A 21660-nucleotide genomic window follows, 5' to 3' on the forward strand; every position below is an offset into this window, starting at 1 on the left:
CTTTTATCAGGATTTGAGACATTTTACTGATTCAGGCCTGATAAAAACCGTCACTTCACTTATCCACTCTATTTTATCATGACTAGAGTTTGAAAGAAAAATGACGGTTCAGTTCTATTTATTCAATTACACCGGTTTGGATTTGTCATAGGACTCTTTTAAGCTGGAAGTCATCAGGCCTATGTATGCTTGGCCTGGTATTTAGGAAGTATGATTATAAAAGTGGTTCCTACATTCTTTTGGCTTTCTACCGTTATTTCTCCCTCATGTGCCTCCATAATATGCTTAGCTATTGCAAGTCCCAATCCCGTTCCTCCTGATTCCCGGCTACGGTCTTTATCCACTCGATAAAATCTTTCAAATATACGAGGAAACTCCTTTTCCTCTATGCCAATTCCGGTATCCTCGATAGCAATATAAATTTTATCAGATTCTTCTTTTGCAGTTATTTGTACTTTCCCATATGACGGGGTATAGGAAATCGCGTTACTAACAAGATTAAGGCATACTTGTTTAAGCCTGAATGTATCTGCTTCACACATAATAGGCTTTTTAAAATCCTGGATCTCGAACTGAATATGTTTCTTCGATGCTTTTTTCTCAAGCATGGCATACGTATCGGATAAAACAGGAACAATATCAATTTCCTGTATATCGAGCCGGAAGCCTTGTTGCTCCACTTTTGAAAGCTCCAGTAATTCCTTTATTAATGCCTGCAGCCTGTCGCTTTCCTTTAAAATAATAGATAAGAAGTGCTCTAATGCCTGCGGATCATGCATGGCTCCATCAAGGAGCGTTTCCGAAAATCCCTTAATAGATGTAACCGGTGTATTCAGTTCATGAGACACATTGGCAACAAATTGTTTCCTTACTGACTCTAATTTCTTTAGCTCAGTGATATCATGGAAAACAAGTAGAATACCCTTCCATTCTCCCTTAGGTCCCATAATTGGTGCACCGTATACCTCAAAATTCTTCCGCTCAATTCCAATCGTCAATACGATTTGTTTCTTTAATTTTTGTTCAGCCATAAAGATTTCTTCAATAATCGCATTAATTTCTTCATGTTTGATCACTTTATAATAGAGTTCAGATAAATATTCTTCTTCCTCTACCTTGAAAAGATCAATATAGGCATGGTTAATCATACTGATAAACCCTTTATCATCGATTAATAACAGGGCGCTACCCATATTTTCAATCAGTGTACTCAATCTGTCTTTTTGGATTTCATGAGCAATTTTCATTTCCTGCAAATTTCGGGCAACAGTATTAATAGAATGATTAAGAATTCCATTTTCATTATTTCTACCGACATAAGAACGGGCCCGATAGTTACCTCTCGTTAATTCCAGAGCAGCTTTTGTAGCACTTTCTATAGGAATCGCAAACTTCTTGATTAACTGAAATACAAACAGGACGATCATCACACAGGCGAATCCCAAACATCCCAAGAGTATAAACCATACTTTTGTATATAGAGAGGAATCTTCATTTGAAACCAATATGAAATGGCCTGTTTCCCCAGTATCCAACGAATAATCGTCCATATAGTAATAGGATGGCCCTGTTCTGATATCGGATTTCTTTCCTATTTGCTTGTCCGTTCTTATATCTCCCATATATTCTGTAAGGGATGCTGAATCATCCCAGTTTTTCCAGCCCGAAGGCTTGTCTGTTTTATACAGGATACGCCCTTCCTTATTCATGATTAGAAAGGATGAGCGCAAATGATTGTTCAACTTATTAGACTTCATCTCTAAATCATTGCCGTTATCAGCATCACCCAGGTATAGAGTTACCAATTGCCCTTCTTCCTTAAGGTGATTCATTACAGACTTATCATAATAATAAAGAAGTAATTTCCCAATTAACAAACCAAAGCATAGAAGTATAATAATAGTGATGGCTGCTATCTCTGCAGTTATTTTAAGCTTGAACTTTTTCATTGCCTTGGTTCCTCAAGTTTATATCCCAACCCGCGTACGGTTTTAATATAATCAGGCTTTTTCGTATCTTGTTCAATTTTTTCACGCAAGTGACTAATATGGACATCGACAATTCGAGTATCTCCGGCAAAATCATAGTTCCATATCACATTAAGGAGCTGATCTCTTGTCAGAACTCTGGATTTATTCCTCGCAAGATACTCTAACAGCTCAAATTCCTTCGGAGTTAGCTCAAGTAACTCCTCTCTCATATATGCTTCATATCTGTCCGGATATATTTGTAACTCTCCAATTCTCAAATTGCTTGTTTCTTGTTTTTCTAAAGAAGTATCCTGCCCGGAATTTCCCATCCCAGCTCTCCTAAGAAGAGCCTTCACTCTGGCCACAACTTCTCTCGGGCTAAATGGCTTTGTCATATAATCATCTGCTCCCAATTCTAGCCCAAGCACTTTATCAAATTCCTCATCCTTTGCTGTTAACATAAGAATTGGAGTCATAATTTTATTTTGTCTCAAGATTTTACATACCTCAATGCCATCCAGTTTAGGCAGCATCAAATCTAGAATAATGATATCTGGTGACTCAGCTATAGCCATTCTTTTACCTGTCTCACCATCCATTGCTTTAATAACCTGATAGCCGGCTTGTTCCAGATTATAGGTTAGTAAGGTAATAATTGATTGTTCGTCTTCCACTACAAGGACTTTTTTACTCATTGGCCCCTCCTGCTATTTTTTCACTATACTAACCATTATATATGAACATACGCTTTTGGGTAGTCTAGGATACGTCACTAACCGATTGCATTATTTGGGATACCCCCATATAGTCTCTCCTGGAAAATGCAAAAAAAAAATCGGAAAGTAATACTCTCCGATTTATATAATAAGACTATTAAGCAAGTACAGACATAACGTTTCGAACTGCTTCAGCAGATTGATCCAATGCTGCTTTTTCTTCATCAAGTAATTCAAGCTCAATTACTTTCTCTATGCCATTTGCCCCCAAAATAGTTGGAACACCTAAGTATATTCCGCTATATCCATATTCACCTTCCAAATAGGCTATTGCAGGAATCACTCTCCGCTGATCCTTTAATACAGCTTCTGCCATTTCTACAAGTGAAGCAGCAGGGGCATAATATGCACTTCCATTACCAAGAAGACTAACAATTTCTCCGCCGCCTTTTCTCGTCCGTTCGACTATTTGCTCTAGACGTTCCTTTGGCAGAAGAGCTTCTAAAGGAATGCCGCCAGCATATGAATATCGAACAAGTGGTACCATATCATCGCCGTGTCCACCCAACACAAAACCTGTTATATCCTTAACTGACAAATTTAATTCCTGAGCGATAAATGTACGGAATCTAGCCGTATCCAATACACCCGATTGACCGATCACACGATTTTTGGGGAATCCGGTTTCCTTAAATACCGTATAGGTCATTGCATCAACTGGATTAGTAAGAACAATAATATAACTGTCAGGAGAATATTTTACAATCTCTTTAGCTACTGAGCGCATAATGTTTTGGTTCGTTTGAACTAGATCATCCCGGCTCATCCCTGGCTTACGCGCAATTCCTGCAGTAATAATAACCAGATCAGAATCCTTTGTATCCTCGTAATTTGATGTTCCAGTAATGGATGCATCAAATCCCATTACAGGGCCTGCTTCTGCCATATCTAAAGCTTTGCCCTTTGTGGGATTTTCCAATTGCGGAATATCAACCAACACTACATCCCCAAGTTCTTTTTGAGCTAAAAGAAACGCGGTCGTTGCTCCTGTAAAACCACTGCCAATGACAGATATTTTTTTTCGGTTAAATACCATTCGAATTTACCCCCAGTTTTTAAAAGGGGTAACCTTTTTCGAGATTACCCCTTTCGTGAATTATTAATCCATATTTTTTATGAGCTCATCAGCAAATTCAGAACATTTCACTTCACTCGCTCCATCCATTAAACGGGCGAAGTCATATGTAACCACTTTTGTTTCTATCGTTTTTTCCATTGATTGTGTAATCAAATTAGCAGCTTCAGTCCAGCCCAGATGCTCAAGCATCAATACACCTGATAGGATTACTGATGAAGGATTCACCTTATCAAGACCAGCATATTTAGGTGCTGTTCCGTGTGTTGCTTCAAAAATTGCATGGCCTGTAACATAGTTGATATTGGCACCAGGCGCAATACCTATTCCACCAACCTGTGCTGCAAGAGCGTCAGAGATATAATCTCCATTTAGATTCATGGTTGCAACTACATCAAATTCTCTTGGTCTTGTTAAGATTTGCTGCAGGAAGATATCTGCAATGGAATCTTTAACAATAATTTTACCAGCTGCCTCTGCATCTGCCTGTGCTTTGTTTGCAGCCTCTGTACCTTCTGCTTCTTTAATGCGGTCATACTGTGCCCAAGTGAATACTTGATCACCGAATTCTTCTTCAGCAACTTCATAACCCCAGTTTTTGAAGGCTCCCTCTGTAAACTTCATGATATTTCCTTTATGAACAAGCGTGAGGGATTTACGTCCTTCTTTAATTATATAATTAAGTGCAGCTCTGACAAGACGTTTTGTGCCTTCTTCAGAAATCGGCTTGATTCCAAGTCCGGAAGTCTCAGGGAAACGGATTTTGGAAACACCCATTTCTTCACGCAGGAAGGTTAATAATTTTTTAACGTCATCAGATCCTTTTGCATATTCAATTCCTGCATAAATGTCTTCTGTATTTTCACGGAAGATAACCATATCCGTGTCCTGTGGTCTTTTAACCGGTGATGGAACTCCATTAAAATAACGAACCGGGCGCAAGCAAGTATATAAATCAAGTTCTTGGCGCAAAGCTACATTTAAAGAACGAATACCTCCGCCAACCGGTGTTGTAAGCGGTCCTTTAATCGCGATTAAATATTCTTTAATAACGTCAAGCGTTTCTTTAGGAAGCCATTCTCCTGTTTGATTAAATGCTTTCTCACCAGCAAGTACTTCTTTCCAAACTATTTCTTTTTCCCCATTGTATGCTTTGTTTACTGCCGCTTCCAACACTCTTGATGCAGCTGCCCAAATATCAGGACCTGTTCCATCCCCTTCAATAAATGGTATAATCGCCTGGTTTGGCACTTGCAGTACTCCATCGACAACTGTGATTTTTTCTCCCATACTCATTCAAATCCCCTCCAACATCAATATACAAGGTTAGTGAAACAGTCCGTTTCAGCTAACCTTTTCTCTAAATCTATAAATTTAAGTATAACTATCCAGAAGTTAATTAACAAATCATCCTACTATTAATTATCAGATAATTTGACCTCTTATTAACGATTATTAACTGGTATATATTTTTGCATTCCTGGTCCCACATATTCAGCACGCGGGCGAATCAATCGGTTGTTTTCATATTGCTCCAGAATATGGGCAATCCATCCTGACATACGGCTAACCGCAAAGATAGGTGTAAATAAATCATGATCAATCCCCAGACTGTGGTATACAGAAGCAGAATAAAAATCTACATTTGGAGGAAGTGGTTTTTTTGAAGTAACTAGCTCTTCAATTTTGGAAGATATTTCATACCACTTCGGTTCACCCGTTAAGTTCGTGAGTCTTTGGGACATTTCACGAAGATGCTTTGCACGTGGATCTCCTTTTCTGTAGACACGATGTCCAAAGCCCATTATCTTTTCTTTATTTGCTAATTTATTACTTATATAGCTATCAACATTTTCAACAGAGCCTATTTCAGATAGCATTTTCATAACTGCTTCATTAGCCCCGCCATGCAATGGTCCCTTTAAGGCACCAATTGCTGCTGTGACACCCGAATAAATATCCGACAATGTAGCTACACATACACGCGCAGTAAATGTAGATGCATTTAATTCATGGTCCGCATGTAAAACTAATGCTTTGTTAAATGCCTCAATTTCAATCTGTTCAGGTTCTTTGCCATTCAGCATATAAAGAAAATTCTGTGCATAGCCAAAATCTTTACGTGGCGCAATAGGTTCTTCGCCTTTACGAATGCGTGAAAAAGCCGTCACAATGGATAGGATTTTAGCTTGCAAACGTATTGCTTTTCTGAAATTTGCTTCTTCATCCATAATATCGGCTTCCTCATCATATAACCCCAATAAAGATACAGCTGTTCTTAATGCTCCCATTGGATGAATCGTATCAATCGGATACATTTTGAAATGTTCAATCATTTCATTAGGAAGTCCTGCATTTGCAGCAAGTTGATTCTTCAAATCTTCCAATTCTAGCTTGTTGGGTAATCTGCGATGCCATAACAAATAAATAACCTCTTCGAAACTTGCGTTTTCAGCCAAATCATCGATATCATAACCGACATATGTCAATGTGTCATCGATAATAGAACTGATTGAAGATGATGTAGCCACTACTCCTTCAAGACCCTTTGTAACAGACATGGTTTTTCTCTCCTTTGCTAGAAATCTCCCCTATGTTCCTGATTTTGGTTGACGAATTGGGTTACCGCTTCACTGTAATGTATGTATTGCCTATATGCTTTCATCACATTTATATCTCTTACTTGTAAGTAAGCGTTATCATAAGAGCGTAAATTTCACCCAGCATCTCCCTCGTTGAACGATTGCTCAGAATAACAATAGATTTCACAAGAAATTTTTTACAAATCTGTGAAATCTATGCCCTGTTTTCAATTATAAACAATTATTTAAAATTTGTGAAACAAAAACACCTTATAAAAATCCAAAAGTATTTTATCTTAATAATTATCTGAAAAAATCAATAAGCTGCATGGCAAGATATGCAATCCCAGCTCCGATTAATGGACCTACTGCTACCCCATTAAAAAGACCGACAGCTAGGATCGTTCCAAAAACGAGTGCCACCGTAATATGAGGATCACTTACCAAAAGCTGCACACCATTCTTCGCAATTAATGCAACGGCTATTCCAGATAACATAGCAATCCAGGCATACGGCGATTTCATTGCTTCCGTCAGTTGCTTAAACCCTATATGGCCTGTGGCAATCGGCACTAATACAGCAATGGTAATAATCGTAACACCCCAATTAATCCCCTTAGACTGAATATAACTGAACATTTTTCCATCTAAACCGACAATTTTAAATACAAGCAAAAAAAGAACTGCAAATGTAAGGGAACTGTTTTTCGCAAATATCCCTATCGCCAAAAGAATAACTAAAAATATGTATGGACCATACATGATGTTTCATCCTTCCTGTTGAAAATGTATATCAAGTATAAAAAGACTGATAATTTCAAAAAATACCACTTGTGGTTAATATATGAACTTTCTTTTAATGACCTTAAAGAATATAATTAAATTCAGAAAGCCAAATAAAGGAGGCTTATATGAACCTTGAACACCTTTATAGAGTTTTACGCTTCTTAGTCGTTATTATCGGGATTTATCTATCCGTTTATTTACTGCTTATCATAGCTAAATATACATACCCATTTATCATAGGTTTTTCGTTTGCCTACTTGCTTAAACCTTTTGTTACGTTCTTAACGAATAAACTTAAAATACCAAAAAGTTTATCTGTTATTCTCTCTATGCTTGTTACGGTTGCGCTTATTGCTGGTTTGATTACCTTTCTTGTAGCTGAAATGGTTGCCGGGATAACCTATCTGTCAGAAGCATTGCCTGAACATTTAAATACGATGGTAGTATATACACAAAATTACATTACAAATCACTTCATCCCATTCTACGAGAAAATCATATCCTTCTTTAATACTCTTGATACAGGGCAACAGGATACCATTTTGTCAAATATAGAACAGCTAGGGAAAGAAGCTGGTAATACCATTGTGTCGATTCTACAATCGTTTTTAGCTTTTTTGCCTGTTGTTATTGGCTGGCTTCCAAGTGTAGGAACAGGGGCTATCTTTACTTTACTGGCCACATTTTTTATTGCGAAGGAATGGGATAGATTTATTAATTACAGTAAAAAAATGCTACCGAATAAAACCATGTACAATCTTAAGAACGTCATGAAAGAGTTGGAGAAAGCATTATTCGGTTTTATAAGAGCACAGCTGACGTTAATATCAATAACAGCCTTAATTGTTCTGGTTGGTTTATTAATTCTGCGGGTTGATTATGCCATTACAATCGCCCTTATAATTGGATTTGTTGATTTATTGCCCTATCTGGGTACAGGTTTAGTTTTCGTTCCATGGATTATATACGAGTTGATTATCGGCAACTTCGGATTTGCACTTGGTCTTGGTATTTTATATACGGTAGTGATTGTTCAAAGGCAATTCATGGAACCGAAAATCCTTTCCTCAAGCATCGGTCTGGATCCATTGGCTACTTTAGTTGCTATCTTTGTCGGATTTAAGCTAATTGGGTTTTTAGGTTTTATTTTAGGTCCCATTATCTTAGTGATATTGAGTACATTATATAAATTGCATATCCTTCATGATTTAAAAGATTATATTATGGGAGTTCAGCCCCCTCCTCCTAAATAAAAGGAGGAGGCTGCATCCAACGATTTTTCCATCGTCAGAAGCAGCCCCTCATTTATCGAATAATCGTAATCGTTTTGCGTGATTTACTCATATACTTTGTAAGCAGTGCATAGAGGATTGGCTTAAAGGCTTTCCTTGTAAATGGCATTAGCAGCAGGAACCCCACTATATCACTGATAAAACCAGGCAGTAATAACAGGAAGCCTCCAATTAGAATACAGATCCCGCTGTATACTTCTTCACCGGGCATAAATCCTTTACTCATCTGGTCCTTTGCGCGCTGGATGACCTGCAAGCCTTGTTTCTTGGCCAAGAATACTCCGATGATCCCAGTAAAAAAGATGAGGAAAACCGTCCAGCCAATACCCAAATAAGAACCCGACACCAACAAAACAATAATTTCAATAATTGGTATCAGAATGAAAAATATGGTTGAGAGCTTCATTAGGAACCTCCTTATTGCAAAGTGTCTGGCATTTTCCTTTAGTTTAGCATAATTGATAGAAGTGGATAGAAAAAAGAGCTGTTTAAATTAGCAAACAGCTAAGCAAACAGCTCCATCATGTTTATTACAGAATTCCTGTATTACCTTCGTAAATACGGCCGCTTCGGCTATCTACAGTAATAACCTGGTTGTCCTGTAACACTGTTGTAGCATTTTCAAATCCAACAATAACCGGAATACCCTGGCTTAAACCAACTACTGCAGCATGGCTTGTTAAACCGCCTTCTACAGTTACCAATGCTGCGCATTTTTCAATCGCTGGCATCATATCTTTGTCCGTTGCATTTGTAACTAAAATACAACCTTCTTTTGCTTTAGCAATCGCTTCTTCAGCGTTGTTAGCAATAACTACACGGCCTGAAGCAGACTTTCTTCCAATTCCTTGAGCACTTGCTAAAACAGAACCGATCAAGTGGATTTTCATAATATTAGTTGTGCCTGATTCATTCACTGGTACACCCGCTGTGATAATAACCAATTCACCAGGTTTTACTAAGTTTTTCTCAGTTGCTGCTTGAACTGCATTTTCAAGCATATCATCTGTAGTAGTAGTACTAGTTCCTAGAATTGGATATACACCAGATACCAACGCTAATCTTCTCATCACTCTTTCATCAGATGTGATTGCGATGATAGGTGTTTTAGGACGGTAACGGGAAATTACACGTGCTGTTGATCCACTTTGTGTCGGTGTAATAATAGCTGAAACATTTAAGTTTAATGCTGTATGTGCTACAGATTGCCCAATTGCATCAGTTACATTATAATCATGATCTTTACTGCGGGCAGAAAGAATTGCTTTATAATTTAAAGCTGTTTCTGCTTTACTAGCAATGTTGTGCATAGTTTGAACAGCTTCAACTGGATATTGGCCAGCTGCTGTTTCACCTGAAAGCATGATTGCATCTGTTCCATCAAAAATTGCATTCGCTACGTCACTTGCTTCCGCACGAGTTGGACGAGGATTACGTTGCATTGAATCTAACATTTGCGTTGCTGTAATAACCGGTTTACCCACTGTATTGCAGCGTTTAATTAAATCTTTTTGAACAAGAGGTACATCTTCGGCAGGAATTTCAACGCCAAGGTCCCCACGCGCAACCATTAAACCATCAGAAACCGCTAAGATCTCTTCAATATTTTCTACACCTTCGTGGTTTTCGATTTTCGGGATGATTTGGATATGACCTGCATTATGATTTTCAAGCAATTCTCTGATTTCAAGAACGTCCGCTCCTCTTCTTACAAAGGAAGCTGCAATGAAATCAACATCTTCTTGAATACCGAATACGATATCTTCCGCATCTTTTTGTGTAATTCCTGGTAATTTGACAGAAACTCCTGGTACGTTAACACCTTTTTTATTCTTAATCATTCCTGTGTTAAGAACTTTTGTATAGATTTCTTTTTTATCTTTATCTAAACCAGTTACTTCAAGACCAATTAAACCATCATCAACAAGGATTCTGGATCCTTCATGAACATCATCGATTAAGCCTTCATAAGTGATTGAGAATTTCTCCGGAGTACCAAGTACTTCAGTCATAGAAATGGTAACATCTTGACCTGCTACTAATTCGAACCCACCATTTTCCATGTTGTGAGTGCGAATTTCCGGTCCTTTTGTATCAAGTAAAATCCCAACTGTTTTACCAGTTTCTTCTGCAGCCTGGCGAATAGTTTGAATTCTTGCACGGTGCTCTTCATGGCTACCATGAGAAAAGTTTAGACGGGCAACATTCATTCCTGCTTCCATTAATGCTTTTAACTTTTCTAATGATTCACTGGCTGGTCCAATTGTACATACGATTTTTGTTTTACGCACGTTGTATCCTCCTATTTACTATTTCTTAATTAAATTGAAAGCTCCTGAGATAATTCATACATTTTTTTGTCAACCACATGTGGTATCTTTAATGCCTCAATAATGTCATAATCAACCAATTTATTGTTAACGATCCCTACTGCGCGGCCGCCTTTTCCATCAAGGAGCAATTCAACTGCATTAGCAGCCAATCGACTGGCTAATACGCGATCTGTCGCTGTTGGTGATCCACCGCGCTGAACATGTCCTAGAACTGTCACACGCGTTTCGAAGCCAGTGCGTTTCTGGATATCTTCACCGATTTCCATACCACTGCCAACACCTTCAGCAACAATAATAATACTATGTTTCTTTCCTCTATCATGCCCACGCTTCAGCTTATTAATGATATCATTCATATCATAGTTTTCTTCGGGGATAAGAATAGATTCCGCTCCGCCTGCAAGTCCTGCCCATAGTGCAAGATCTCCGGCATTTCTTCCCATTACCTCAATAACGTATGTTCTTTCGTGTGAAGTAGCTGTATCTCTGATTTTATCAATAGAATCAATAACGGTATTCAAGGCAGTATCGAATCCAATTGTGAATTCGGTTCCTGGAATATCATTATCAATCGTGCCCGGTACACCTATACATGGAAATCCATGTTCTGTTAAAGCTTTGGCTCCACGATAAGAACCATCTCCACCTATAACAACAAGTCCTTCAATTCCAAATTTCTTCAATTGTTCTATACCTTGCAATTGAACATCTCTTTCCTTGAATTCCGGACAACGAGCCGTATACAGCATCGTTCCGCCTCTATGTATAATATCTCCTACAGATCCGATCTCAAGCTTTTTTATGTTCCCATTTAAAAGACCTTGGTATCCGTTGTAAATCCCATAAACCTCAATATTATGGTAAATCGCTTTTCTTACAACGGCACGTACTGCGGCATTCATGCCTGGTGAATCTCCCCCACTTGTTAATACACCTATTCTTTTCATGATATCACCCCAAGTTTAGTATTATCTTCATTGAGTACACATCTGTTTATAGCATCTGTATATAGACAGACAGAAACACAATCACGAAATATAGTTGTTTCCGTTTATTCATAATCGCATCCTTATTCTATGATAACAAAATCCTTTCGTAAAGCCCTTTGTACCAAGGAATTTTATATGAAAACGCTATCACATTGAGAGATTCTCATTATTATCAAGGGATTAAAAAAAATTGTACATCGTGTGTATTTTTCCCTATTGAACAAAAAAGAAACGTACATTTTCATGTACGTTTAATGATTCTTTACAAATTGAGTCGAAAATCCGTACTTGCCAATATTTTTATATTTTTCATATCTTTTATTGACTAGCTCTTCCTCACTCATATTTTTTAATGTATCAAGCGAATTTTTTAATATTTTATCAATCTCTTCAGCCTGATCTTTAACCGAGCGATGAGCACCGCCAAGTACTTCAGGAATAATTTGATCTATAATGCCTAACTCTTTTAAATCTGGTGCCGTAATTTTCATGGATTCCGCTGCCTTCTTTGCCATGGATGCATCTTTCCAGAGGATGGATGCAGCTCCTTCAGGAGAAATAACTGAGTAAGTTGAATTTTCAAGCATATGAATATGGTCTCCCACACCAAGTGCTAAAGCTCCGCCACTTCCTCCTTCTCCAATTACTATACAAACGATTGGCACCTTTAAACCGGCCATTTCGAATAAATTTCTAGCAATAGCTTCACTTTGACCTCTTTCTTCTGCCGCTTTACCAGGATAGGCTCCCTTTGTATCAATAAAACAAATAATTGGCCTCCTGAATTTTTCCGCTTGCTTCATGAGTCGTAAAGCTTTTCTATATCCTTCTGGATGAGGCATGCCAAAATTCCGTCGTATATTATCCTTTGTATCCTTACCTCGCTGATGACCAATAACAGTCACCGGCATCCCATGATACTTAGCTATGCCGCCCACTATTGCTTCATCATCACCAAAAAGTCGATCCCCATGACATTCAAAGAACGATGTAAATAAGTGTTCTATGTAATCGCAGGTTGTAGGGCGTAATGAGTGCCGGGCTATTTCAACTCGATCCCAAGGCTTAATATCTAGATACAGCTCTTTTTCCAATTGGCCCAAGCGTTCCTCCAGCTTATTAATTTCCTCTGTAAACTCTCCATCAGAGTGTGAAGTCATTTTCTTTAATTCATCTATTTTTTTTTGTAAATCCTGTATTGGTTTTTCAAATGACAATTCACCCGGCATTATTTACTCCCCCCTGATGTATGAATATCGATAATTGCAGCCAGTGTATCTTTCATTTTATTTCTCGGCACTACTGCATCCAGTTGACCATGTTTTAGAAGGAATTCAGCAGTTTGAAAATCTTCCGGTAACTTTTCATGGATTGTTTGCTCGATTATTCGACGGCCGGCAAATCCAATTAAAGCTTTAGGTTCTGCAAGGTTATAATCTCCGAGAGAAGCAAAACTCGCTGATACCCCACCGGTAGTTGGATGAGTCATAACCGATATAATCAAACCGCTATGCTCACTGAAACGTTTTAAGGCTGCACTTGTTTTTGCCATTTGCATGAGACTTATAACTCCCTCTTGCATTCTGGCTCCTCCGGATGCGGTAAATATAATAAAAGGTACCTTTAATTCATCAGCTTTTTCAATGGCCCGGGTTATCTTTTCACCAACTACAGAGCCCATACTGCCCATACGAAATGTAGAATCCATTACAGCAATCACAGTGGTATGACCACTAATTCGACCTATTCCTGTTACTACAGCTTCATTTTGTTTTGTCTTATTTCGATCTCTATCGAGCTTTTCTGTATAATCGGGAAAGTTCAGTGGATTTTCCGATATCATCCCCCGATCGTACTCCTCAAAAGACCCTTTATCCATTAAATTGCTTAAACGTTCAACTGCACTCATCGGGTGGTGATAACCACATTTAGGACAAACTTTATCATTTTTTAATATTTCTTTAGAGTATTTAATAGTTTTACAAGACGGACATTTCATCATAATTCCTTCAGGCACATCTTGATTTGCTTTATCAGAAGGAATGGTTGCATACTTTTTCTTTTTTGTACGAGAAAACATGTCTTTCAACAAAACTCTCGATCCCCTTTCGTAATACAGTACATCAATGGTTCATAAATAAACCTTACTGATTTTCTCATCAGCCAGTGATTACTGAAACCACCTTGTCCATTATACCTGCCATCCCATCAGATATATACAGACTATGGTAATAGGACAAACTACTTGCACATTATTGAAGTCCTATCTTATCTACATACAAGAAACACATCTTTGAAAAATCATATCCTTACCGACCAATAGGACAAATCATATGCATCTTCATTAACCCTTATGTCTTAGTAAATCTATAAACCTTAATTGCAAGCAATGGAAAGTTTATAAAATTGGCCTTATATAGTTTACAAAACGTACCTATATAAGGCCAATATACTACAGATATCTATTATTCACTTTTCGCAGTAGCTCTGATTTTTGTATCATATATTTCAAGTGCTTGATCTTTTTCCCCGTTTTCCATTAAAGCAGCTAAAATAATATATTGCTTTCGGTCTTGAATGGAGAATTCATAGCCAGATGCTTTACAGTAACTGTTTACCGTTTTCCAAATTCTTTCCATCAATCGATTGTCAGTCAAACTGGCTAATTGAGAGAAGTAAGCCTCGTCCGTAAATGAGTTGGTTCTAGCCCAATTATAGAGATCTTTAATAGTCTCAGGATTTTTACGGTTGTATTCGGACATTATACGTATACAATCTTTTTCTAACAACAATTTCACTTCAATCAAATCTTCTTTTGTTTTACCTTCTAAAATGAAAAATGAGCCAAGTAATTCAACAAGCTTATGCTCTTGAAAATCATGAATGAATGTTCCTTCTCCTCTTCTTGTTTCAATCAATCCCAAAAGCTCCAACGCTCTTAAAGCTTCTCTGACTGAGGAACGGCCAACATTTAAGCGGTCAGACAGCTCCCGTTCAGAGGGGATTTTATCACCTGGAACAAGATGATCCTCTTCAATCATTCTTTGCAGCTTGCGAACTATTTCTAAATATACTTTTGGCTGTCCTTCAGTTTGTAATTCCATCTGTCATCACTCACTTTTTCCAATGGATGATAGTAATTCTGTCTTCTTTCTGATTTCTTCCGGATCAACTTTTAATCTTGCAACCCCTGTTTCCATCGCCGCTTTTGCTACTGCAGCAGCTACTGCCGGAGCAACTCGCGGGTCAAAAGGAGCAGGGATTACATAATCCGTTTGCAGCTCTTCATCTGTAATTAGATTTGCAATCGCCTCAACGGCTGCAACTTTCATTTTCTCATTAATATGAGTTGCTCTTACATCCAGAGCCCCTCGAAAAATTCCCGGAAAGGCTAAAACATTGTTTACCTGGTTGGGGAAATCGGATCTACCAGTTCCTACGACTGCCGCACCTGCTTCTTTAGCCAATTCTGGCATAATTTCGGGAACTGGATTGGCCATCGCAAAAATGACTGGATCTGAGGCCATTGATTTAATCATTTCAGGAGTTAGCGCGCCTGCAACCGAAACACCGATAAAAACATCTGCATCTTTAATGACGTCCTCAAGACTGCCTTCCAAATGATCACGATTTGTATATTTAGCCACCTCTGCTTTTACAGCATTCATACCATATGGGCGTTCTTCATAAATCGCACCCTTGCTATCACACATAATTAAATCGCGTACACCAAAGTGATATAGTAGCTTAATAATGGCAATACCGGCAGCACCAGCGCCATTTGCAACCACTTTAATCTCAGACATTTTCTTATTGGAAAGCTTCAAGGCATTAACAAGACCTGCAACCGTTACAATTGCTGTACCGTGCTGATCGTCATGGAAAACAGGGATATTCGTTTCTTTTTTCAATCTTTCTTCAATGACAAAACAATTTGGAGCCGCAATATCTTCTAAATTAATTCCGCCAAAAGTTGGTTCAAGTAATTTTACTGTCTCCACAATTTTATCTACGTCGTTCGTATTTAGACAGATTGGAAAAGCATCGACTCCTGCAAACCCCTTAAATAATAATGCTTTTCCTTCCATCACAGGGAGGGCAGCTTCCGGACCAATATTGCCGAGTCCAAGCACTGCTGTACCATCTGATACTACGGCTACCATATTGCCCTTGAAAGTATATTCATATACTGTTTCCGGTTTATCATGTATAGCTTTACACGGTTCAGCTACACCTGGAGAATATGCCAGGCTTAAATCGTGTGCATTCCGCAGAGGTACCTTGGCCACTGTTTCCAATTTCCCCTTATTTAAACGGTGCATATGCAACGCTTCTTCTCTTAAAGTCAATTACCCACACCCCACTTTTTATCATACGATACATTTTATCCCACTTCTGGTATGACCAAAATTATACTGTAAATATATCACAATATTCTGTCTTGTACATAGTTAATCTTCTTTAATCAGGACATTTCCTTCTCCTATAATTCTTTCTAAATCTTTCAGTAGGGCGGGAGTAGGGTTCACCCAGTTTTCCTTGGATAATTGAATAGTTTTTGTATCTTTTTCGTAATATATATACACCTTTGTGTTCCCACGATATTGAATCAAAACATTACGAATAGCTGTTAAGGTTTTATTGGTTTGAACATTTGGAGCAACCTTAATATAGACGGATTTAAAAAGTTCCTTTATTTTCGGTATATCATTCTCTAAATCATAAAGATTTTGTGTGATAAATTGTTTCTTCCCATTGCGCTCCTCCAGCTTTCCTTCTATTAAAACTAAATTTCCTTCTTTTAAAATGGATGAATATTGCTTGTACACATTTGGAAAAGTAACCCCTTCCATATCACCCGTTTCATCACTTAGAAGCAGAAAAGCCATATTTTCGCCTTTCTTTGTACGGATCAGTTTAACAGATTGAATATAAGCACCAACAAATCCTGTTGAATTCAGTGGAAAATTGGACAGAGGAAGTGCTCCTGCATGTTTTAATAAAGGTCTTGAACCGCTGATTGGGTGGTCGGATAAATATAAGCCGAGAACTTCTTTTTCTTTTTGTAACTTTTTGTCCGTTGGCATCGGGTCGACTACTACATATTTCGGTTTAATGAACATATCATCAGCATCAAAAAAACCAACTTCTCCTGAATCAGGACGAACCAATTCAGCATGCTCCAGTGCCACATCTATGCTTGCCAAAATACTTGCACGATCCATTTTAAACTCGTCAAATGCACCCGCGTAACATAAATTTTCCAATACTTTTCTGTTTATGATACGGGAAGGAATACGTATACAAACATCAAATAGATCTTCAAATGGGCCATTTTTACGAGCTGCAACCAGTTCTTTTAAGACGGAAGCTCCAATGCCCTTCACAGCTGCCAGACTGTAACGCACCCCTTTATCTCCTTCAAGAATAAACGGGAAATGACTTTTATTGATTGATGGCGGATAGACTATATAATCTTTTGACTTTAATTCCTGAACGTATTGAGCTATTTTATCATCGTTTCCAATTACAGATGTCATCAACCCTGCCATAAAGCTGCGCAAATAATTTGCCTTTAAATAGGCTAACTGATATGCAATTAGGCTGTAAGCGACTGCATGACTCCTATTAAACCCATAATTTGCGAACCGGACGATTAAGTCATATACTTCATTTGCCGTATGCTGTTCGTGCCCTCTAGCCATAGCCCCTTTTACAAAATGAGCTCTTTGTTCATCGAGAACGTCTTTTTTCTTCTTACTTACAGCTCTTCTCAGCAAATCAGCTTCTCCTAAGCTGAAACCGGCCATTGTCGAAGCAATCTGGATTATTTGTTCCTGATACACAATGATCCCGTAGGTAGGCTTCAGAATTGTTTCCAATTCAGTAATAGGAAAAGTAATAGGTTCAATTCCATGTTTACGATTTATGAATGTCGGGATATTATCCATAGGGCCCGGCCTATACAGGGCATTGACCGCTACCAAATCCTCAAAAACAGTGGGTTTTAGCTTTTTAAGGACATTTTGCATGCCAGCTGATTCAAACTGAAAAATCCCTGATGTTAGTCCCTTACTTAATAACTCAAATGTGGCCGTGTCATCCAATGGAATCTGACTTAACTGAATCTTCTTACCCGATGAACGATTTACCTGTCTCACAATCTGATCAAGCAAAGTTAAATTTCGGAGTCCGAGAAAATCCATTTTCAAAAGACCAATTTCTTCTAAAATTTCCATCGGGAACTGGGTCAAATAAACACCCTCATGCCCTTCCTGAATCGGAATTAAATCGGTCAGCGGTTGATCGGTAATAATTACCCCTGCGGCATGTATGGATGTATGTCTTGGAAGCCCTTCCCACTTCTTGGCGATTTCAAAAATCCGCTTATGAAGTGCAGATTCTGCAATCCATGTACGGAAACGGCTGGATTCAGAATGCGCCAATTGTATGGTCAGTCCGTTAATAGGAGGAAGCGAACGAGATAGCTGGTCCAACTCCTTCGTGTTCAATCCACAAACTCTGCCCGCATCCCGCAAAGCGGCCTTTGCTCCAAATGTACCAAAGGTTATAATTTGTGCCACATGAATGGGTCCATATTTCTTTGCTACGTACCGTATCATTTCTTCTCTGCGATTGTCTGGAAAGTCGATATCTATATCAGGCATCGTAATCCTTTCCGGATTCAGAAACCTTTCAAACAATAGATTGTATTCAATAGGATCGACATTGGTAATTCCAAGCACATAAGCAACCATCGAACCTGCAGCAGATCCACGTCCAGGACCTGTTAATATCCCTTGTTTATTAGCATGATTCATAAAGTCCCAGACAATCAGGAAATAGTCACTGAACCCCATATCAGCAATTACAGTTAATTCATATTCCAATCGTTCAAAGTGCTTTTTATCGGGAGTTGGATAACGCTTGGCAAATCCTTTTTTGCAAATCTCTATCAAATATTGATGTGCGGACAAATCATTAGGAACGGGATACTTTGGAAGTAATTTTTGATTAAACTCTAAGTTTACACAGCATTCTTTGGCTATTTGAATCGTATTTTCAAGAGCAGCCACATCGGATGAGTACCACTCCATCATTTCAGAACGGCTCGCAAAATGCTTCCTTTCATTCTCAGACAACTCGATTTTATCCAATTCTTCTATCTTTATATTATCTTTTAAACAAGTCAATGCTTGATAAGCCAGTGAATCTTCTGGCTTCAAATAACAAATATGGTGAGCTGCAACAAGCTGGGTGTTCGTTTTGTCAGCCAGTTGTTTGATCTTCGCCCTCTCCATTCCTTCCGTAGACGGTTTAGGCAATGAAAGATAAAAAGATTGATTACCAAACAAGGTTTTATATTTCAAGAGGACTTTTTCTGCAGCTTGCTCATTGTGGAAAAGTGTACTTTCAATTTCACCTTCTATTCCCGGTGTAATGGCAATGAGGCCTCTTGCATATCCTTTCAACCATCTGAATGGCAAACCATCAGGAGACTTCGTTTGAATTGCACTCGATATCTTCATTAGGTTATGATATCCTTCATTATTTTTAGCCAGCAAAATAAGAGGATAACTTTTATGCTCTTCATCATCAAATATATCTGCAGTCAAACCTATGATTGGCTTGATTCCCTGTTCCATGCATTCCTTGTAAAAAGACACAGCCCCATACATAACATTTCGATCTGTTAATGCGATACTGCTGAAACCATTATTCTTTGCCGAGGTAACGATATCCCTGATTGATAACGTACTCTCCAGAAGACTATACGCGCTATATACATGAAGATGGATTAATGACATTCTTTCGTCACATCCTTGTTATCATTTTTGTATTTAGGAGAAATTCTCTCTTATTCTCTATTATAGAAGTCCAATGCTCAAAAAGAAAATATGTTCGATGCAAGTTGAAAAACTTTTTAGCCTAATTACATATTACTCATCCCTCCCTCATATATATGTAAAAAACAAAAAGGACGAGGTAAATGAACCAGGCTTTCTTACCAGCATTTATAAACAGTTTCTTCATTTCATTTGGCGTACTGCTTGGCGGATCTTTGATCGGTGGACTGGCTGCTTTCATAACAGGTCAACCCCCATTAACTCAAGTGTTTCGCCTATCCGAGGGTTTAAGAATTTGGGCTATTGTGGCAGCTATTGGCGGAACTTTCGATGCGGTCTATTCATTTGAACGAGGAATCTTTCATGGTGCGACAAAAGATTTATTCAAACAAATCCTGATTATTATTTCAGCCCTTGGAGGAGCTCAAGCCGGTGCTCTCATTATCCAATGGCTGACACAGGAGCAGTTAAATCCATGAGAATCCCTCCATATTATCGAAATCCCTTATGGCAACGCTTTTTCGCAGGAGTTATTATAGGGGCGATCATAAGCTGGGGGCTTTTTTTGTATATGTTCGGTGATCTGCAGGAAAAGCAAATTCAGTTAATAGAAACACAGCAGGATGCTATTAAAGATTTACACGATGAGCTTGAAATATGGCAAAATGAATACGAAATTTTAAATAAAAAAAATGAGAGTAAATTACTCGTACAGGAAGTAACCGTTCATATTACAAACTATAAAAAATACAGATTGGATCCACTCAGTATTTTTGAGGTAGAGCAAAGTATTAAGAAAGATTTCGAAAGCTTATTAGGTAAGGATTTGGAAAGTGTGAGTCATGGAAAAGAACTCCTTAAAAGAGCAATTATTAATAAGAATATCAAATTAAACGGCAGGCACTATCAATTGGAAGTCCAGGAATTAATTCTATACACGCATATCGAAATTTCATTGTCGCTCAAACAAATTTAAGAACAGCCGGGTACTCCTCTGGGTACCTGGCTGTTCCACTTAATTATTTGGATCCATAGTTGGAACAAACCTGTACGAGATCTGCAAGGACATTATTCATGTCCTCCCAATTGTAAATGGTTGCGCCAGATGCTAAGGGATGCCCGCCTCCATTATATTTCATAGCTACACCATTAATAACAGGGCCTTTTGATCTGAGACGAACTCGAATTTCATCATTTTCTTCAATGAAAAATACCCATGCCTTGATTCCCTTTACAGATCCCAAAGTACTGACAAGTGAAGATGCTCCGGAGGATTTTACACCAAATCGTTCCATGACTTCCTTCGTAATTACGACTACCCCAACTCCTGAATCAATTATTTTAAAGTTTTCAAAAACATAGCCATTCAAACGAACGACCGCTTCATCAACATCATACATACCATCGTATATATCCGTGCGATTAAATCCGTACTGAATAAGCTCGCCGGCATACAGAAATGTTTTATCGGTAGTACTTGGATATAAAAATCTACCCGTATCACCTACGATTCCTGCATATAATAATCGCGCTGCCTCCTGATTCATTCGTAATCCTTTATCCTTACCGTACTCATATAATTCATAAATCATTTCACTGCAAGAGCTTGCTGATGTATCAACCCACAAAAAATCTCCGTAAGGATCCTCATTTGGATGATGATCTATTTTAATCAAAAGATCCCCCCTCGTATACCGTTGATCACAGACCCTTTCCTGATTGGCTGTATCACAAACAATCACTAATGCTCCTTCATATGCTTCATCCGGAATCACATCAAGTCGCTTTAGAAAATGTAAAGATTCCTCTTCTTGACCAACCATGAATACTTGTTTTTCTGGAAAGGAATATTTAATGATTTCTCCCAATCCACATTGTGATCCATATGCATCAGGGTCTGGCCGAACATGTCTGTGCAGAATAATCGTATTGTATTTTTTGATTGCATCTATAATCTGTTCCTTCATCACTTTTCTCCCTTTATCTTTTGTATTTTTTATGTATGGTCAT

The 21660-nt window shown here is 38.2% G+C and carries 18 protein-coding genes; 3 read left to right on the plus strand and 15 right to left on the minus strand.

Annotation, left to right across the window (positions count from 1 at the left end; genetic code table 11):
* Positions 1-179 precede the first annotated feature (179 nt).
* From pnpS to F7984_RS15155, 6 genes are all read right to left on the minus strand, one after another.
* A complete protein-coding gene (pnpS, locus tag F7984_RS15130) occupies positions 180-1949 on the minus strand; it encodes a two-component system histidine kinase PnpS (RefSeq protein ID WP_140462227.1) in 1770 nt (589 codons plus the stop codon).
* The gene (locus F7984_RS15135) at positions 1946-2665 is read right to left on the minus strand and encodes a response regulator transcription factor (RefSeq protein WP_066108894.1); all 720 of its coding nucleotides are present in this window, start codon (positions 2663-2665) and stop codon (positions 1946-1948) included. Before F7984_RS15135 ends, pnpS begins: the two co-directional genes overlap by 4 nt.
* A 178-nt stretch (positions 2666-2843) precedes the next feature.
* A complete protein-coding gene (gene mdh, locus F7984_RS15140) occupies positions 2844-3782 on the minus strand; it encodes a malate dehydrogenase (RefSeq protein WP_066108897.1) in 939 nt (312 codons plus the stop codon).
* 63 nt (positions 3783-3845) lie between these two features.
* The gene (gene icd, locus F7984_RS15145; RefSeq protein ID WP_066108900.1) at positions 3846-5117 is read right to left on the minus strand and encodes an NADP-dependent isocitrate dehydrogenase; all 1272 of its coding nucleotides are present in this window, start codon (positions 5115-5117) and stop codon (positions 3846-3848) included.
* A 149-nt stretch (positions 5118-5266) separates the two neighbouring features.
* A complete protein-coding gene (citZ, locus tag F7984_RS15150) occupies positions 5267-6382 on the minus strand; it encodes a citrate synthase (protein ID WP_066108903.1) in 1116 nt (371 codons plus the stop codon).
* Between the two features lie 324 nt (positions 6383-6706).
* Entirely contained in the window at positions 6707-7165 is a 459-nt protein-coding gene (locus tag F7984_RS15155; protein WP_066108905.1) for a DUF441 domain-containing protein, read from the minus strand.
* A gap of 149 nt (positions 7166-7314) precedes the next feature.
* On the opposite strand from F7984_RS15155, the gene ytvI reads away from it, so the two are divergent.
* A complete protein-coding gene (ytvI, locus tag F7984_RS15160) occupies positions 7315-8442 on the plus strand; it encodes a sporulation integral membrane protein YtvI (RefSeq protein ID WP_140462226.1) in 1128 nt (375 codons plus the stop codon).
* 52 nt (positions 8443-8494) lie between these two features.
* On the opposite strand, the gene F7984_RS15165 is transcribed toward ytvI, so the two are convergent.
* The 8 genes from F7984_RS15165 to dnaE all read right to left on the minus strand — a co-directional run bounded on the left by F7984_RS15165 (position 8495) and on the right by dnaE (position 19611).
* Positions 8495-8887: an FxsA family protein gene (locus tag F7984_RS15165; RefSeq protein ID WP_139892802.1), complete on the minus strand. Its 393-nt coding sequence runs from the start codon at positions 8885-8887 to the stop codon at positions 8495-8497.
* A 124-nt stretch (positions 8888-9011) separates the two neighbouring features.
* The gene (gene pyk, locus F7984_RS15170; RefSeq protein WP_066108914.1) at positions 9012-10772 is read right to left on the minus strand and encodes a pyruvate kinase; all 1761 of its coding nucleotides are present in this window, start codon (positions 10770-10772) and stop codon (positions 9012-9014) included.
* 29 nt (positions 10773-10801) lie between these two features.
* Positions 10802-11761 (minus strand): 6-phosphofructokinase, encoded by a 960-nt coding sequence (gene pfkA, locus F7984_RS15175; RefSeq protein WP_066108917.1) that lies wholly within the window; start codon positions 11759-11761, stop codon positions 10802-10804.
* 293 nt (positions 11762-12054) lie between these two features.
* A complete protein-coding gene (gene accA, locus F7984_RS15180; protein ID WP_066108919.1) occupies positions 12055-13032 on the minus strand; it encodes an acetyl-CoA carboxylase carboxyl transferase subunit alpha in 978 nt (325 codons plus the stop codon).
* Positions 13032-13895 (minus strand): acetyl-CoA carboxylase, carboxyltransferase subunit beta, encoded by an 864-nt coding sequence (gene accD / locus F7984_RS15185; RefSeq protein WP_066108920.1) that lies wholly within the window; start codon positions 13893-13895, stop codon positions 13032-13034. The genes accA and accD overlap by 1 nt, the downstream gene beginning before the upstream one ends.
* 373 nt (positions 13896-14268) lie before the next feature.
* On the minus strand, positions 14269-14907 hold the full coding sequence (locus F7984_RS15190; protein ID WP_066108923.1) for a FadR/GntR family transcriptional regulator: 639 nt from the start codon (positions 14905-14907) through the stop codon (positions 14269-14271).
* Between the two features lie 6 nt (positions 14908-14913).
* Positions 14914-16152: an NADP-dependent malic enzyme gene (locus tag F7984_RS15195; RefSeq protein ID WP_066108928.1), complete on the minus strand. Its 1239-nt coding sequence runs from the start codon at positions 16150-16152 to the stop codon at positions 14914-14916.
* 102 nt (positions 16153-16254) lie between these two features.
* Positions 16255-19611, minus strand: coding sequence for a DNA polymerase III subunit alpha (gene dnaE, locus F7984_RS15200; protein WP_066108931.1), 3357 nt, complete (start codon positions 19609-19611; stop codon positions 16255-16257).
* A gap of 182 nt (positions 19612-19793) precedes the next feature.
* Here dnaE and F7984_RS15205 point away from each other — a divergent pair, with 182 nt between their 5' ends.
* A complete protein-coding gene (locus F7984_RS15205) occupies positions 19794-20129 on the plus strand; it encodes a sporulation membrane protein YtrH (protein ID WP_066108934.1) in 336 nt (111 codons plus the stop codon).
* Positions 20126-20626: a sporulation membrane protein YtrI gene (ytrI, locus tag F7984_RS15210; protein ID WP_066108937.1), complete on the plus strand. Its 501-nt coding sequence runs from the start codon at positions 20126-20128 to the stop codon at positions 20624-20626. Before F7984_RS15205 ends, ytrI begins: the two co-directional genes overlap by 4 nt.
* A 43-nt stretch (positions 20627-20669) precedes the next feature.
* Here ytrI and F7984_RS15215 read toward each other — a convergent pair whose 3' ends face one another.
* On the minus strand, positions 20670-21617 hold the full coding sequence (locus F7984_RS15215) for a DHH family phosphoesterase (RefSeq protein ID WP_066108940.1): 948 nt from the start codon (positions 21615-21617) through the stop codon (positions 20670-20672).
* Positions 21618-21660 lie beyond the last annotated feature (43 nt).

The organism is Pradoshia sp. D12 (assembly GCF_008935075.1).
GTDB lineage: Bacteria > Bacillota > Bacilli > Bacillales > Pradoshiaceae > Pradoshia.